13 protein-coding genes are annotated in these 14,189 nt (G+C 70.6%); 5 read left to right on the plus strand and 8 right to left on the minus strand.

Going from position 1 to position 14,189, the window contains the following annotated elements; genetic code table 11:
* Window positions 1-43: 43 nt before the first annotated feature.
* Window positions 44-1,660, minus strand: a complete 1,617-nt coding sequence (gene dacB, locus OHU34_RS18765) for a D-alanyl-D-alanine carboxypeptidase/D-alanyl-D-alanine-endopeptidase (RefSeq protein ID WP_372481718.1) — start codon at window positions 1,658-1,660, stop codon at window positions 44-46.
* A 124-nt stretch (window positions 1,661-1,784) separates the two neighbouring features.
* Here dacB and OHU34_RS18770 point away from each other — a divergent pair, with 124 nt between their 5' ends.
* Together OHU34_RS18770 and OHU34_RS18775 are read left to right on the plus strand one after the other, a co-directional pair.
* Window positions 1,785-2,276 (plus strand): inorganic diphosphatase, encoded by a 492-nt coding sequence (locus OHU34_RS18770; protein ID WP_007452023.1) that lies wholly within the window; start codon window positions 1,785-1,787, stop codon window positions 2,274-2,276.
* A 114-nt stretch (window positions 2,277-2,390) separates the two neighbouring features.
* Entirely contained in the window at window positions 2,391-4,052 is a 1,662-nt protein-coding gene (locus OHU34_RS18775) for a threonine/serine exporter ThrE family protein (protein WP_230194982.1), read from the plus strand.
* Between the two features lie 4 nt (window positions 4,053-4,056).
* Here the strand turns inward: OHU34_RS18775 and OHU34_RS18780 are convergent, their stop codons facing one another.
* Window positions 4,057-5,058 carry a DedA family protein gene (locus tag OHU34_RS18780; protein WP_405767337.1) on the minus strand — a complete coding sequence of 334 codons (1,002 nt, stop codon included), beginning with the start codon at window positions 5,056-5,058 and terminating at the stop codon, window positions 4,057-4,059.
* A gap of 140 nt (window positions 5,059-5,198) precedes the next feature.
* Between OHU34_RS18780 and OHU34_RS18785 the strand changes: the two genes are divergently transcribed.
* Window positions 5,199-5,564, plus strand: a complete 366-nt coding sequence (locus OHU34_RS18785; RefSeq protein WP_054241759.1) for a YbjQ family protein — start codon at window positions 5,199-5,201, stop codon at window positions 5,562-5,564.
* A 28-nt stretch (window positions 5,565-5,592) separates the two neighbouring features.
* Here OHU34_RS18785 and OHU34_RS18790 read toward each other — a convergent pair whose 3' ends face one another.
* Window positions 5,593-6,354, minus strand: coding sequence for a MerR family transcriptional regulator (locus OHU34_RS18790; protein WP_142265539.1), 762 nt, complete (start codon window positions 6,352-6,354; stop codon window positions 5,593-5,595).
* 125 nt (window positions 6,355-6,479) lie between these two features.
* Between OHU34_RS18790 and OHU34_RS18795 the strand changes: the two genes are divergently transcribed.
* Together OHU34_RS18795 and OHU34_RS18800 are read left to right on the plus strand one after the other, a co-directional pair.
* Window positions 6,480-7,763: an ion channel protein gene (locus tag OHU34_RS18795; RefSeq protein WP_142265538.1), complete on the plus strand. Its 1,284-nt coding sequence runs from the start codon at window positions 6,480-6,482 to the stop codon at window positions 7,761-7,763.
* A 30-nt stretch (window positions 7,764-7,793) separates the two neighbouring features.
* Window positions 7,794-9,200, plus strand: a complete 1,407-nt coding sequence (locus OHU34_RS18800; RefSeq protein WP_142265537.1) for a glutamate decarboxylase — start codon at window positions 7,794-7,796, stop codon at window positions 9,198-9,200.
* A 23-nt stretch (window positions 9,201-9,223) separates the two neighbouring features.
* Here OHU34_RS18800 and OHU34_RS18805 read toward each other — a convergent pair whose 3' ends face one another.
* The 5 genes from OHU34_RS18805 to OHU34_RS18825 form a co-directional block, all read right to left on the minus strand.
* Window positions 9,224-9,985 (minus strand): ABC transporter permease, encoded by a 762-nt coding sequence (locus OHU34_RS18805; protein WP_405767342.1) that lies wholly within the window; start codon window positions 9,983-9,985, stop codon window positions 9,224-9,226.
* A complete protein-coding gene (locus OHU34_RS18810; RefSeq protein ID WP_142265536.1) occupies window positions 9,982-10,953 on the minus strand; it encodes an ATP-binding cassette domain-containing protein in 972 nt (323 codons plus the stop codon). Before OHU34_RS18810 ends, OHU34_RS18805 begins: the two co-directional genes overlap by 4 nt.
* A gap of 80 nt (window positions 10,954-11,033) precedes the next feature.
* A complete protein-coding gene (locus tag OHU34_RS18815; RefSeq protein WP_142265535.1) occupies window positions 11,034-11,675 on the minus strand; it encodes a PadR family transcriptional regulator in 642 nt (213 codons plus the stop codon).
* Between the two features lie 105 nt (window positions 11,676-11,780).
* Window positions 11,781-13,241, minus strand: a complete 1,461-nt coding sequence (locus OHU34_RS18820; RefSeq protein ID WP_142265534.1) for an aldehyde dehydrogenase family protein — start codon at window positions 13,239-13,241, stop codon at window positions 11,781-11,783.
* 122 nt (window positions 13,242-13,363) lie between these two features.
* Window positions 13,364-14,188 (minus strand): helix-turn-helix transcriptional regulator, encoded by an 825-nt coding sequence (locus tag OHU34_RS18825; RefSeq protein ID WP_052183894.1) that lies wholly within the window; start codon window positions 14,186-14,188, stop codon window positions 13,364-13,366.
* Window position 14,189: the final 1 nt, after the last annotated feature.

Here is a 14,189-nt window from a genome sequence, read left to right on the forward strand (position 1 = left end):
AGGGTCGGGCCGGGGGCGGCTCGGGGGTGCCGGGCTGCGCCGCTCAGCGGCAGCCGCACCCCGCCAGCGCCGTCGCCGCCCGGTCCAGCGCCGCCTGGGCCGCCGCCGGATCGGTCGTCCCGGCGGCCAGGAGGGCGAACGCCAGGAGCCGGCCGTCCTGGTCTACGACCGTGCCGGCGAGGGTGTTCACGCCGGTCAGGGTGCCGGTCTTGGCGCGGACGACGCCGGCCGCGCCCTCCGTGTAGCGGCCGGTGAGGGTGCCGGTGAAACCGGCGACGGGAAGGCCGGTGAGGACGGGGCGCAGATCGGGGCGGCCGGCGTCCCCGGCCTTGACCAGGAGGGCGGTCAGGAGGTTCGCCGTGAGCCGGTCCTCGCGGTCGAGACCGCTGCCGTCCTTGATCCGTACGCCGGTCAACGGCAGTCCCAGCTTCTTCAGTTGCGCCCGGACGGCCTTGCCCGCGCCGGCGAAGTCGGCGCGGACACCGGTCGCGACGGCGGTCTGGCGGGCGAGGGCCTCGGCGATGTCGTTGTCGCTGTTGGTCAGCATCCGTTCGACCAGGACGGACAGCGGGGGCGAGGAAACCGTGGCGAGGGTCGTCGCGCGCGTGGTGGCCTTGGACGGTCCGGGGGACGAGGTCCTGATGCCGGCGGCCTTCAGGAACTCGGCGAATGTGCGGGTCGCGTCGGCCGCCGGGTCGCTCACCCGGGTCGTCGGGCCGCTGGTGGAGTCGTCGGTGCGGCCCTCGTCGGCGGACAGGGCGGTGACGGCGGCGAGGTTGGGGTTGACCCCGATGGGGTGAACCTGGGTTCCGGCGAACAGCGTCGTGTCGTACGAGAGCGTCACCTGGGTGAGGCCGCGCTTCTTCAGGGCGGCCGCCGTGGAAGTGGCGAGGGTGCGCAGGTCGGCCCAGCCCTCGGCGTCCGCGCGGGCCGTGAGGGTGGGGTCGCCGCCGCCGACGAGGACGACTTCCCGGGTGTCGGGTTCCAACGCGGCGCGGGTGGTGAGGCGGTGCTCGCCGCCCATCGCGGAGAGCGCGGCGACCGCGGTGGCGATCTTCGTCGTGGACGCCGGGGTCAGCGCCTCGTCGGCCCCTGAGCCGTACAGCCGCTTGCCGGTGGCCACGTCGACGACCACGGCGGTCCGCCGGGCGCCGAGGGCCGGATCGCCCAGGAGGGGGTCCAGGACGCCCGAGAGGCCCGTGCCGGTCGGAAGGGCGTCCGGGGCGGACTTCACGGCGTTGGTGGCGCCGCCGAGGCCCGCGAGGACGGAGGCGGCGCTCGGCGCGGGCCGCGGCGCCCCGGCCGTCGTGTCGGAGGTATCGGACGAATCGTCCGTACGGCCGTGATCTGTGCCACCCGCCTGTTCCAGGGCGGCGGCCCGGTCCCGCTCGGCCGTACGCTGACCGGTGGAGTCCCAGGGGCCGGCGGCGGTCACCACACCGGCGGCCAGCGCCAGCCCGGCGGTCGCCGCACCCGCGGTGTACTGCCACGACCTGGTGTTCGGACCGGCCTTCGTGATCCGCTCGAGCTGCGGCCTCGCCGCCTGTGTGAGCCGTGCGACCTGCGGCTTCGCGGCCGCCGCCACACGTGCGAGACGAGGCCGTACGATCCCTGCGGCCCGTGCCAGACGCGGTCGAACGGCGTCCGTGACCCGCACCACGTGCGGTCTCACGGCCCGCCAAGGCCTCAGCTCTGGCACGAACACCAGCCCCTTTCGCGATCACACTGCGGCGTGAGGGACACTTAACCACCAGAACTATGTGCTGATCATGGAGGAGCCACCGGTGGAGTTCGACGTCACGATCGAGATCCCGAAGGGTTCGCGGAACAAGTACGAGGTGGACCACGAGACCGGTCGGATCCGCCTGGACCGTCGACTCTTCACCTCGACCGCCTACCCGACCGACTACGGATTCGTCGAGAACACGCTCGGCGAGGACGGTGACCCGCTGGACGCGCTGGTCATCCTGGACGAGCCGACGTTCCCGGGCTGTCTGATCCGCTGCCGCGCGATCGGCATGTTCCGGATGACGGACGAGGCCGGCGGCGACGACAAGCTGCTGTGCGTCCCGTCGACCGACCCGCGCGTGGAGCACCTGCGGGACATCCACCACGTGTCGGAGTTCGACCGCCTGGAGATCCAGCACTTCTTCGAGGTCTACAAGGACCTGGAGCCCGGCAAGTCCGTCGAGGGCGCCGACTGGGTGGGCCGCACCGACGCCGAGGCCGAGATCGAGCGGTCCTACAAGCGTTTCAAGGACCAGGGCGGCCACTGAGGTCTCTGTCGCCTGATGCCGCCGGAAGGGTCGCACGCGTACGCGTGCGACCCTTCCGCGCGTCTGTGCGCATACTGAGGCCTAAGGAAGGTGTCGTTCAGGGAGCGTTGCTGAGTGTCGGAGGCGGAGGACCGCAAACCGCAGTCGGACGAGGCGAGGAGTGGCTTCGACCCCGAGATCACGTCCGAGTTCGCGATCCCGGCGGGGCTCGCCGTCCCCAGAACCGGCGGTGAACCGGAGACCACGTCGGAGTTCGCCGTCCCGAGCGGGCTGGACATGGGTACGCCCGCCGCCGCGGAGGGCGAGGGATCGGCGTTCAGCCTCCCGAGCACCTACAGCTCCCGGCAGGCCCCGCCGGCCTTCACGCCGGCCGAAGGCGTGCCGGTGGTGAGTCTGATCAAGGACCTGCCCTGGCAGGACCGGATGCGCACGATGCTGCGGATGCCGGTGGCCGACCGGCCCGCGCCGGAGCCGGGGCCGAAGGCGGAGGAGGGCGGTCCGGCCGTCCCGCGCGTGCTCGACCTGACGTTGCGTATCGGCGAGCTGCTGCTCGCGGGCGGAGAGGGCGCCGAGGACGTGGAGGCCGCGATGTTCGCGGTCTGCCGCTCCTACGGGCTCGACCGCTGCGAACCGAACGTCACCTTCACACTGCTGTCGATCTCGTACCAGCCGTCCCTGGTGGAGGACCCGGTGACGGCGTCCCGGACGGTCCGCCGCCGGGGCACCGACTACACGCGCCTGGCGGCCGTCTTCCGGCTCGTGGACGACCTGAGCGACCCGGAGAGCCATCTCTCCCTGGAAGAGGCCTACCGGCGGCTCGCGGAGATGCGCCGCAACCGGCATCCGTACCCCACCTGGGTGCTGACCTCGGCGAGCGGGCTGCTCGCGGGCGCGGCCTCGGTGCTGGTCGGCGGCGACCTGGTCGTGTTCGTGGCGGCGGCGCTCGGCGCGATGCTCGGTGACCGGCTGGCGTGGCTCTGCGCGGGGCGCGGGCTGCCGGAGTTCTACCAGTTCCTGGTCGCCGCGATGCCGCCGGCCGCGATAGGCATCGCGCTGACGCTGGCGCACGTCGAGGTGAAGGCGTCCGCGGTGATCACCGGTGGGCTGTTCGCGCTGCTGCCCGGACGGGCGCTGGTGGCGGGCGTCCAGGACGGCCTGACCGGCTTCTACATCACCGCGGCCGCGCGTCTGCTGGAGGTCATGTACTTCTTCGTGGGCATCGTGGCGGGCGTGCTGGTGATGCTGTACGTCGGTGTGCAGCTCGGCGCGCATCTCAATCCCGACGCGGCCCTGGGCATCACCGAGCGGCCGCTGTGGCAGATCGGCGCGTCGATGCTGCTGTCGTTGACCTTCGCGGTGCTGCTTCAGCAGGAACGATCCACCGTGCTGGCCGTCACCCTGAACGGCGGAGTGGCGTGGTCGGTGTACGGCGCGATGCACTACGCCGGGGAGATCTCGCCGGTCGCCTCCACGGCCGTCGCGGCGGGTGTGGTGGGCCTGTTCGGGCAGTTGCTCTCGCGCTACCGCTTCGCTTCCGCCCTGCCGTACACGACCGCCGCGATCGGGCCCCTGCTGCCGGGATCGGCGACCTACTTCGGGCTGCTGGCCATCGCGCAGAACAAGGTGGACGCGGGGCTGGTGTCGATCACCAAGGCCGCGGCACTGGCGATGGCCATCGCGATCGGCGTGAACCTCGGGTCCGAGATCTCGCGGCTGTTCCTGCGGATCGGCTCCGCCGAGAAGCGGCGGGCAGCCAAGCGGACGCGGGGCTTCTGAGCCTCTAGTAGCCCTGGTTGTCGTAGGGGTACTGGCCGTTCTGCTGCGCGCCGTACGGCTGCTGCTGGGGCTGCTGCTGGGGCTGCTGCCAGTCCTGGGGGTACTGCTGCTGTTGCGGGTACGGCTGCTGCTGGGGGTACTGCTGCTGACCGTAGTAGTCGGGCTGCTCGGCCTGACCCTGACCCTGGCCGTGGCCCTGGCCCTGGCCCTGGCCGTGGCCTTGGCCTTGGCCTTGGCCGTGGCCCTGGTTGCCGTACTGGTACTGCTGGTCGTGCTGGTCGATCCGGCGGAGCTGGGTCGTCGCGTCGTCCATGACCGGGGGCTGCTGCTGGTGGGGCTGGTGCTGCTGCGCGGGAGCCTGCGACGGGGTCTGCTGCGGGTTCTTCTTCGCCTTCGAGCGGGCCCGCAGGAACTCGATGATGATCGGGACCACGGAGACGAGGACGATCAGGATGAGGATCGCTTCGATGTTCTTCTTGACGAAGTCGATGTTGCCCAGCCAGGAGCCGAGCAGGGTGACGCCCGCGCCCCACAGGAGGCCGCCGATGACGTTGAAGACCAGGAAGGAGCGATACCGCATGCCGCTGACGCCGGCGATGATCGGCGTGAACGTGCGCACGATGGGCACGAAGCGGGCCAGGACCAGGGACTTCGGGCCGTACTTCTCGAAGAACTCGTGCGCCTTGGTGACGTTCTCCTGCTTGAAGAGCCGGGAGTCCGGTCGGTTGAACAGCGACGGCCCGACCTTCTTACCGAACATGTAACCCGCCTGGTCGCCCAGGATCGCGGCGACGCAGATCAGCGCGACCGCGCCCCACAGCGGGAAGTCCAGCTGGTTCGACGTGATCAGCAGGCCGGCGGTGAACAGCAGGGAGTCACCGGGCAGGAAGAACCCGATCAGCAGGCCGGACTCCGCGAAGACGATGAGCAACAGGCCCCAGAGACCGAAGTTGTCGAGCAGGTAATTGGGGTCCAGCCAGCTCGGTCCGAGGGCGATCGTCGTCACGGTTCCGGGCTCCTGATGGGTGGGGGAAGGGCGGCGTCCATGGTGCAGCCGCACAAAGCTATCAACGCAATGTGTCCGCCCCAGGTTCCACGGATGTCTCCGGGATGCACTGTGGGCCCGCTGGGACGAAGCTGTGAGCCATGGGCATCGAAGACTACGGCGGCGGGCAGGGCCCCGAGCCGGACGTACTGGTCGTCACCACGAACGACGTACCCGGGTTCCGGGTGGAGAAGGTCATCGGCGAGGTCTTCGGGCTGACCGTGCGCTCACGGCACCTGGGCAGCCAGATCGGCGCGGGCCTCAAGTCGATGATCGGCGGTGAGCTCAAGGGCCTGACGAAGACCCTCGTCGAGACCCGCAACCAGGCCATGGAACGCCTCGTCGAGCAGGCACGCGCGCGTGGAGCCAACGGTGTGCTGATGTTCCGCTTCGACGTGACGGAGGCGGCGGAGGTGGGCACCGAGGTGTGCGCGTACGGAACCGCGGTGGTGCTGGTCCGGGAGTAGTCCCGGACCAGCACCCACACGGACGCCCCTACGCCGTCCCTCGGGCCGCGTTCGCCGTGATCGCCTCCTTGAGGTGCTCGGCGAGGCCCGGGCGCATCGCGTCGTAGAACGCCTTGAAGCGCTCGTCGGAGACGTACATCTCCCCCAGACAGCGGTGCGTCTCGTACGAGCAGTCGTAGAACCACCTACCGATGTGCTGCCGGTGTTCCTCGGCCATGTCCATGGCCGCGTCGCCGGCCGGCGGCTCACCGCCGGCCATCAGGCCCGTGTAGCGCTCGCTCCAGTCGTCGACCTCGGCCTGGAGACGCTTCCAGTCGTCCTTCGTGTAGCGGGCGGCGCGGCGCTGCGACTCCGCGTAGGCCTCGGTGCCGCCCCAGCGCTGCTCCGCCTCTTCGGCGTACCGCTCCGGGTCCTTGTCGCCGAAGACCTCGAACCGTTCCTCGGGCGTGAGGTTGATGCCCATCTCGCGTGCCTCCATCGCGTGTTCCACGGCCGCGGCCATCTTCTGCAGCTGCTCGATCCGGGCGGTCAGCAGTTCGTGCTGCCGGCGCAGGTGCGCGCGCGGGTCGGCCGCCGGATCGTCGAGCAGGGCCGCGACGTCCTCGAGCGGGAAGCCGAGCTCGCGGTAGAACAGGATCCGCTGGAGCCGGTCGAGGTCGGCGTCGTCGTAGCGCCGGTGGCCCGCGTGGCTGCGCCCGCCGGGGACGAGCAGGCCGATGTCGTCGTAGTGGTGCAGCGTGCGCACCGTGACACCGGCGAATCCGGCGACCTGTCCTACCGAGTAGCTCACTTCGTCCGCTCCCTTCTCGTACGCGCTCCACGGTGCGTCCTCACGCCGCGTGAGGTGCAAGGGGCTTCCGCCTCGTCCGCCACCGCCCGGATGTCTTGTCCGGTTTGCCCGCTTATCGTGAGCCCGTGGCCCAGGACACCGCACAGCAGCCGCCCAGCGTTCCGGCGACCCCGGCACGCATCCTGCTGCCGTCGATCCTGCCCGCCCTCGCCATCGGCGTGCTGGCGAGCCTGATGCTCCTGCTGGTGGAGGGGGCGGCCGAGCAACTCCAGCACGTGCTGTGGCAGACCCTCCCGGACGCGCTGGGCGTGGGCCGGTACTCCGTGCTCTGGATGATGGTCATGCTCACCATGACGGGCGTGCTGGTGGGGCTGGTGGTGTGGAAGGTGCCGGGGCACGCCGGTCCCGACCCGGCCACGATGGGGCTGGACGCGCGCGTGCTGCCGCCGGTGGTCCTCCCCGGGCTGCTGGTGGCGACCGCGCTGATGCTGGCGGGCGGACCCAGTCTGGGCCCGGAGAACCCGATCATCGCCGTGAACGTGGCGGTCGTCTTCTGGCTGGGCCACCGGTTCCGGCCGCAGGCACCGGGCGCGTTGTGGGTGATGCTCGCGGAGGCGGCGACCATCGGCGCGCTGTTCGGTACGCCGGTGGCGGCGGCGCTGCTGATCTCCGAGGCGCTGGCGGGGCGGCAGACCAAGGGGCCGCTGTGGGACAGCGTCTTCACACCGCTGGTCGCCGCCGCGGCCGGCGCGATGACGACCACCCTGGTGGCCCATCCGAGCTTCGACATGCACCTGCCCCCGTTCGGACAGCCCGGTTGGGACGACCTGCTGGCGGCGATCGTGGTCGCGTCGGCGGGCGCGGTGCTCGGCATGTGCGGCGTGTACGCCTTCCCGTACCTTCACGGCGCCTTCGCGCGGCTGCGGCACCCGATGCTGATCCTCCCGGCCGGCGGGGTCGTGCTGGGGCTGCTGGCGGCCCTGGGCGGCCATCTGACGCTCTTCAAGGGGCTGGACGAGGTCGCGGAGCTCGCCGCCGACCCCGACGGCTGGACGGCCGGGCAGTTCGCCACGATGACGGTGGTGAAGATGGCCGCGCTGGTCGTCGCCGCGACCTCCGGATTCCGGGGCGGGCGGATCTTCCCGGCCGTGTTCGTGGGCTCCGCCCTGGGTTTCACCGCCCATGCGCTCGTGCCGGGCGTCCATCCGGCGGTGGGCGTGGCCACCGGGGTGCTGGGCGTCCTCCTGGCCATCACGCGCCAGGGCTGGGTCAGCCTTTTCGTCGCCGCCGTCCTGGTCGCCTCGCCGTCGATCATCGCCCTGCTCTGCATCGCCTCGCTGCCGGCCTGGCTGCTGGTGACGGGGCGGCCGCAGATGCAGTTGCTCGCGGACGGAACTTCGGTCCGCTGACACCCGTTCGATCCATCAGGAGGCACTCCCATGGCGCTGCACAAAGGTTCCGAGAAGTCCGACGAGCGGACCCTGTCCGTGAACCCCTTCTACGGCGAGGCAGATCCGGTCAGCGGCATGGTCGAGGCGCCGCCCAAGCACCGGCTGCCGGACGGCCCGACGCCACCGTCGGCGGCGTACCAGCTGGTGCACGACGAGCTGATGCTGGACGGCAACTCACGGCTCAACCTGGCCACCTTCGTCACCACCTGGATGGAGCCTCAGGCCGGCATCCTGATGGCGGAGTGCCGCGACAAGAACATGATCGACAAGGACGAGTACCCGCGCACCGCCGAACTGGAGCGGCGCTGCGTGGCGATGCTCGCCGACCTGTGGAACGCGCCCGACCCGTCGGCGGCCGTGGGCTGTTCGACGACCGGGTCGAGCGAGGCGTGCATGCTCGCCGGGATGGCGATGAAGCGGCGGTGGGCGCAGCGCAACGCGGACCGCTACCCGGGTGCCCGGCCCAACCTCGTGATGGGCGTCAACGTCCAGGTCTGCTGGGACAAGTTCTGCAACTTCTGGGAGGTCGAGGCCCGCCTGGTTCCCATGGAGGGCGAGCGTTTCCACCTCGACCCGCAGGCCGCGGCCGAGCTGTGCGACGAGAACACCATCGGCGTCGTCGGCATCCTCGGCTCCACCTTCGACGGCTCCTACGAACCGATCGCGGACCTCTGCGCGGCCCTCGACGCCCTTGAGGAGCGCACCGGACTCGACATCCCGGTGCATGTGGACGGCGCGTCCGGCGCGATGATCGCCCCCTTCCTCGACGAGGACCTGGTGTGGGACTTCCGCCTCCCGCGGGTGGCCTCGATCAACACCTCCGGGCACAAGTACGGGCTGGTGTACCCGGGTGTCGGCTGGGCGCTGTGGCGGGACAAGGAGGCCCTGCCGGAGGAACTGGTCTTCCGGGTGAACTACCTGGGCGGCGACATGCCGACCTTCGCCCTCAACTTCTCCCGGCCGGGCGCCCAGGTCGTCGCGCAGTACTACACGCTGTTGCGGCTGGGCCGCGCGGGCTTTCGGGCGGTGCAGCAGACCACGCGGGACGTGGCCCGGGGCATCGCCGAGCGGGTGGAGGCGCTCGGCGACTTCCGGCTCCTCACCCGGGGCGACGAACTGCCGGTGTTCGCCTTCACGACGGCCCCGGGCGTGGACTCGTACGACGTCTTCGACGTGTCACGGCGGCTGCGCGAGAGCGGCTGGCTGGTGCCCGCGTACACGTTCCCGCCGAACCGGGAGGACCTGTCCGTCCTGCGGGTCGTGTGCAGGAACGGCTTCTCGGAGGACCTCGCCGACATGTTCGTGCAGGACCTGTCCCGGCTGCTTCCGGAACTCCGCCGGCAGTCGGCACCCCGAACCCGGGACAAGACCGCGGCGACCGGGTTCCACCACTAGGACAGGCCCCAGGGCCTGCCCGCTCAGTGGCTCATGCGGGCGAACTTCCGGATGGCCAGGGGAAAGAAGACCGCCAGCAGGGCCAGGGGCCAGGCGGTGGCCGCCCACAGGTGGGCCGGGTCGGCGCCCAGGCCGCCGAACAGGTCGCGTACCGCGGTCGCCGTCCGGGACATCGGGTTCCACTCGACGGCGGTGCCCAGCCAGCCCGGCATCGCGGCAGGGGCGGCGAGGGCGTTGGAGAGGAAACCGACCGGCCAGACCAGGATCTGCACGGCCTGCACCATCTCCGGTTTGCCGGCCACCAGCGCCAGGTGGATGCCGATCCACAGCATCGCGAAGCGGAAGAGGAGGAGCAGTCCCACCGCGGCCAGGAAGGCGCCCGGCCCGCACTGCGGCCGCCAGCCGAGCGCGAGGCCGACGACGATCAGCACCGCCAGGCCCACGGCCGACTGGAGCATGTCGGCCGCCGAACGGCCCACCAGGACCGCGCCGTCGGCCATCGGCATGGCGCGGAACCGGTCGATGACACCCTTGTTGAGGTCCTGGGTGACGGCGAGCATGGTGCCCTCCAGGCCGAAGGCCATGGTGAGCGCGAGCATGCCGGGCATCAGGTAGTCGAGGTAGTCGCCGCTCACCCCCCGGCCGCCGCCGACCAGGTAGCCGAACATCAGCAGCAGCATCACGGGGAAGGCGAGCCCAACGACCAGGCGGCCCGGCTGCCGTGCCCAGTGGGCGAGTTCGCGCCGGGTCATGGTCCAGGAATCGGTCAGCGCGTACGTACTCACACGGTCTCCTTCGTACGGTCGTCCTGCCCGGTCAGGTGCAGGAACACCTCGTCCAGCGTGGGGCGGCGCAGGGCCACGTCCTCCGCGTCGACGCCGGCCTCCTCCAGGGCGCGGACGACGGCGGAGAGGGCGGCCATGCGGTCGGTGACCGGAGCGCTGAGCAGGCGGCGGTCGGGGTCGACGGTGATGTCCTCCTTGGGCAGGGGCAGCAGGGCGACGGCCGCGCCCAGCAGGCCCGGATCGCGCAGGACGACGTCGATGCGGTCGCCGCCGGTCAGCGCCTTCAACTCGTCCGCGGTGCCGTCGGCGATCACACGGCCCCGGTCGACGACGGAGATCCGGTCGGCGAGCTGGTCGGCCTCCTCCAGGTACTGGGTGGTGAGCACGACCGTCGTCCCGCCGCCGACCAGCGAGCGGACCGCGGACCACACCTCGGCGCGCCCGCGCGGGTCGAGGCCGGTGGTCGGCTCGTCCAGGAAGAGCACCTCCGGGTCGGTGCCGTGCCGGTTGCCGATGAGGGAGGCGGCCAGGTCGAGGCGGCGGCGCATGCCTCCGCTGTAGGCGCGGACCGGCTTGCGGCCGGTGGCGGTGAGGTCGAAGCGCTCCAGGAGTTCGTCGGCGCGCACGCGTGCGTGGCGGGCGCCCAGGTGGTGGAGGCGGCCGAACATCTCCAGGTTCTGGCGGCCGCCCAGCTCCTCGTCGAGGGCGGCATGCTGGCCGAGCAGTCCGATGCGCAGGCGGACCTCCCCGGCCTGGCGCACGACGTCGTGGCCGGCCACCTCGACGCGTCCGGAGTCCGGCCTCAGCAGCGTGGACAGGATCCTGACCAGGGTCGTCTTGCCCGCGCCGTTCGGCCCGAGCACCCCGTGCACGGTGCCTCGGGCCACCGTGAGGTCGAGCCCGTCCAGTGCCTGTGTGTCGCCGTACCTCTTGCGTACGCCTTCGACGGTGATCGCCGTGTCGGCCACGAAAGTCCCCCAACCTCTCTGCTAATCAAACTTGACTACCGAGGCAAAGTATCGCCACGGGACAGGCTCGTCAAACTTGATTAGCGGGCGTCTCCCGGATGCCGCTCATCCGTGGCGTACGGGTTCTCCTCGCCCTCGGCGAGGACGCCGACGAACGGATCGCCCTCCCCCGCGAAGGTGTACGCGCCGCGCTCGATCCGCGCGATCAGGCCCCGCGTCCAGGTGGCCTCGGCGTCGGCCGTGTGGATCCAGAGGTTCATGATCTCCCCGATATGGCCCAGTTGCTCCGGTCCGTCCTCGGGGACGTAGTGCTCGGTGACGGCGGAGCGCCACTCCTCGATGCCGTGGATGCGCTCCTTCAGGAGCGACACGGCCTCCGCGCGCGGGAGGTCGACCACGAAGCCGATGGCCGCCGACTTCACGTCCGTCTTCTGGTCGTAGGAGGTCAGCGCCTCGCGCAGCAGCCTGAAGTACTCCTCGGTGCCGGCCTCGGTGATCTCGTACTCGGTGCGCGGCGGGCCGCCCGCGGTCGACGGGGCCGTCTCGTGCTCGCGCAGCAGCCCCTGCTTCGCCATCTGCTTCAGGGCGTGGTAGATCGAGCCCGGCTTGGCGTTGGACCACTCATGGGCGCCCCAGTACTCCAGGTCGCCGCGCACCTGGTAGCCGTGGGCCCGCCCGTGCTGACGCACGGCGCCCAGCACGAGAAGACGGATCGCTGACATGCGCCCAGGTTATGGCGTGGCGGACACACGCCCGTCAGGTGCCCGGACGCATGTCCGCCGTGCTGCCGAAAGGCCGGCCCTCCGGCCCTCAGGGGGTCGGTCGGCTCAGAACGGGAATCCGCTGCGGCCGTGCTGGACCGAGATCCACTTCGTGGTGGTGAAGGCCTCCAGGGTCGTCTCGCCGTTGAGGCGGCCGACGCCGGAGTTCTTCTCGCCGCCGAAGGGGACGATCGGCTCGTCGTGGACGGTGGCGTCGTTGACGTGGAACATGCCGGTGACGATCTGCTTGGCGAAGGCGACGCCCCGCTCGATGTCGGCGGTGTGGACGGCGCCGCTGAGGCCGTACGGCGTGTCGTTGGCGATGCGGACCGCCTCCTCCTCGCCGTCGAAGGTGTTGATGAAGACGACCGGGCCGAAAACCTCCTGCTGGAGCAGGGCGGAGTCGACGGGCAGGCCGGCCAGCACGGAGGGCTCGACGAGGTTGTCCGTGGTCGTGCCGTGCAGCAGGGCGGTCGCGCCCTCGGCGATCGCCTGCTCGACGGCGCCGGTCACGGCCTCCGCCTGCTGGGAGTTGATCACCGGGCCGATGGCGGTCTGCGGGTCGCGCGGGTCGCCTGCCTTGAGGGTCTTCACCTTGGCGACGAACTTCTCGGTGAACTCGTCCGCGAGCGAGCGGTCGACCAGGATGCGGTTGGCGGCCATGCAGACCTGGCCCTGGTGGACGAAGCGGCTGAAGACGGCAGCGTCGACCGCGTAGTCGACGTCGGCGTCGTCGAGGACGACGAAGGCGCTGTTGCCGCCGAGTTCGATGATGGACCGCTTGAAGTGCGAGGCGGCGACGGTGGCGACATGGCGGCCGACCTTGTCGGAACCGGTGAAGGAGATGACCCGCGGGATCGGGTGCTCGAGGAAGGCGTCGCCGATCTCGGCGATGTCGGTCACGACGACGTTCAACAGGCCCGGGGGCAGTCCGGCGTCCTCGAAGAGCTTGGCGATCACGGTGCCGCCGGCGATCGGGGTGTTCTGGTGCGGCTTGAGCACCACACCGTTGCCGAGGGCCAGCGCGGGGGCGACGGACTTCAGAGACAGCAGGAAGGGCACGTTGAACGGGCTGATCACACCGACCACACCGACCGGCTCCCGGTAGACGCGGTTCTCCTTGCCGTCGATCGGCGAGGGCAGGATGCGGCCCTCGGGACGCAGCGCCAGGTGGATCGACTCGCGCAGGAACTCCTTGGCGAGGTGCAGCTCGAAGGCGGCCTTGCCGAAGGTGCCGCCGGCCTCGGCGACGAGGACCTCGCTGATCTCGGCCTCGCGCTCCTCGACCAGCCGCAGCACCTTCTCGAAGACCGAGCGGCGGGCATAGGCATTGGTCGCCGCCCACTGCTTCTGGACGCGGGCGGCGGCACGGTAGGCGTCGTCGACCTCTTCGACGGTGGCTATCGTGATCGAGGCCAGCTTCTCGCCGTCGTAGGGGTTGAAGTCGATGATGTCCCAGGACCCGGTCCCCGGACGCCACTTACCGTCGATGTACTGCTGGGCCAGGTCAGTGAAGTAGGACGTCATGTGATCCCTCAATCCCCTGCTGCGATCGGCTGCGATCGATCGGCATCACGATCTGATCACACGTCATCGTACGGGGGTTTCAAGGGAGTTGGGGCCGTTCCAGGTGGTGCCCAGGGGAATCCCTAGGACAGCTGGATCAGTCCGCGCAGGAGGTCCCGGCTCTCGTCCGGCCCGGGGCTGTCCTGCTGGAGCTCCTTCAGCGCCTGCTCGTACTGCGCGACGTCCTCGCGCTTGTCGAGGTAAAGGGCGCTGGTGAGCTGCTCCAGGTAGACGACGTCCTGGAGGTCGGACTCCGGGAAGCTCAGGATGGTGAAGGCGCCGGACTCGCCGGAGTGCCCGCCGAAGCTGAACGGCATCACCTGGAGCCGCACGTTGGGACGCTCGGAGATCTCGATCAGATGCTGGAGCTGTCCGCGCATCACCCCGCGGTCGCCGTACGGCCGGCGCAGCGCCGCCTCGTCGAGGACGATGTGGAAGTCGGGGGCGCTCTCCGCGACGAGGTACTTCTGCCGCTCCAGTCGCAGCGCGACCCGCCGGTCGATGTCGGCCGCGTTCGCGCCCTTCATACCCCGGCTGACGACCGCGTGGGCGTACGCCTCGGTCTGGAGCAGGCCGTGCACGAACTGGACCTCGTACGCACGGATCAGCGCGGCCGCGCCCTCCAGGCCGACATAGGTGGGGAACCAGTTGGGGAGGACGTCCGAGTAACTGTGCCACCAGCCGGCCACATTGGCCTCACGGGCGAGTCCGACGAGCGCCTGGCGCTCGGTGTCGTCCGTGATGCCGTACAGCGTCAGCAGGTCCTCCACGTCCCGGGTCTTGAAGCTCACCCGGCCCAGTTCCATCCGGCTGATCTTCGACTCCGAGGCCCTGATCGAGTAACCCGCCGCCTCGCGCGTGATGCCACGTGCCTCACGCAGTCGCCGTAGTTGCGAACCGAGCAGCATC

This window comes from Streptomyces sp. NBC_00080 (assembly GCF_045041255.1).
GTDB classification, from domain to species: Bacteria; Actinomycetota; Actinomycetes; order Streptomycetales; family Streptomycetaceae; genus Streptomyces; species Streptomyces coriariae.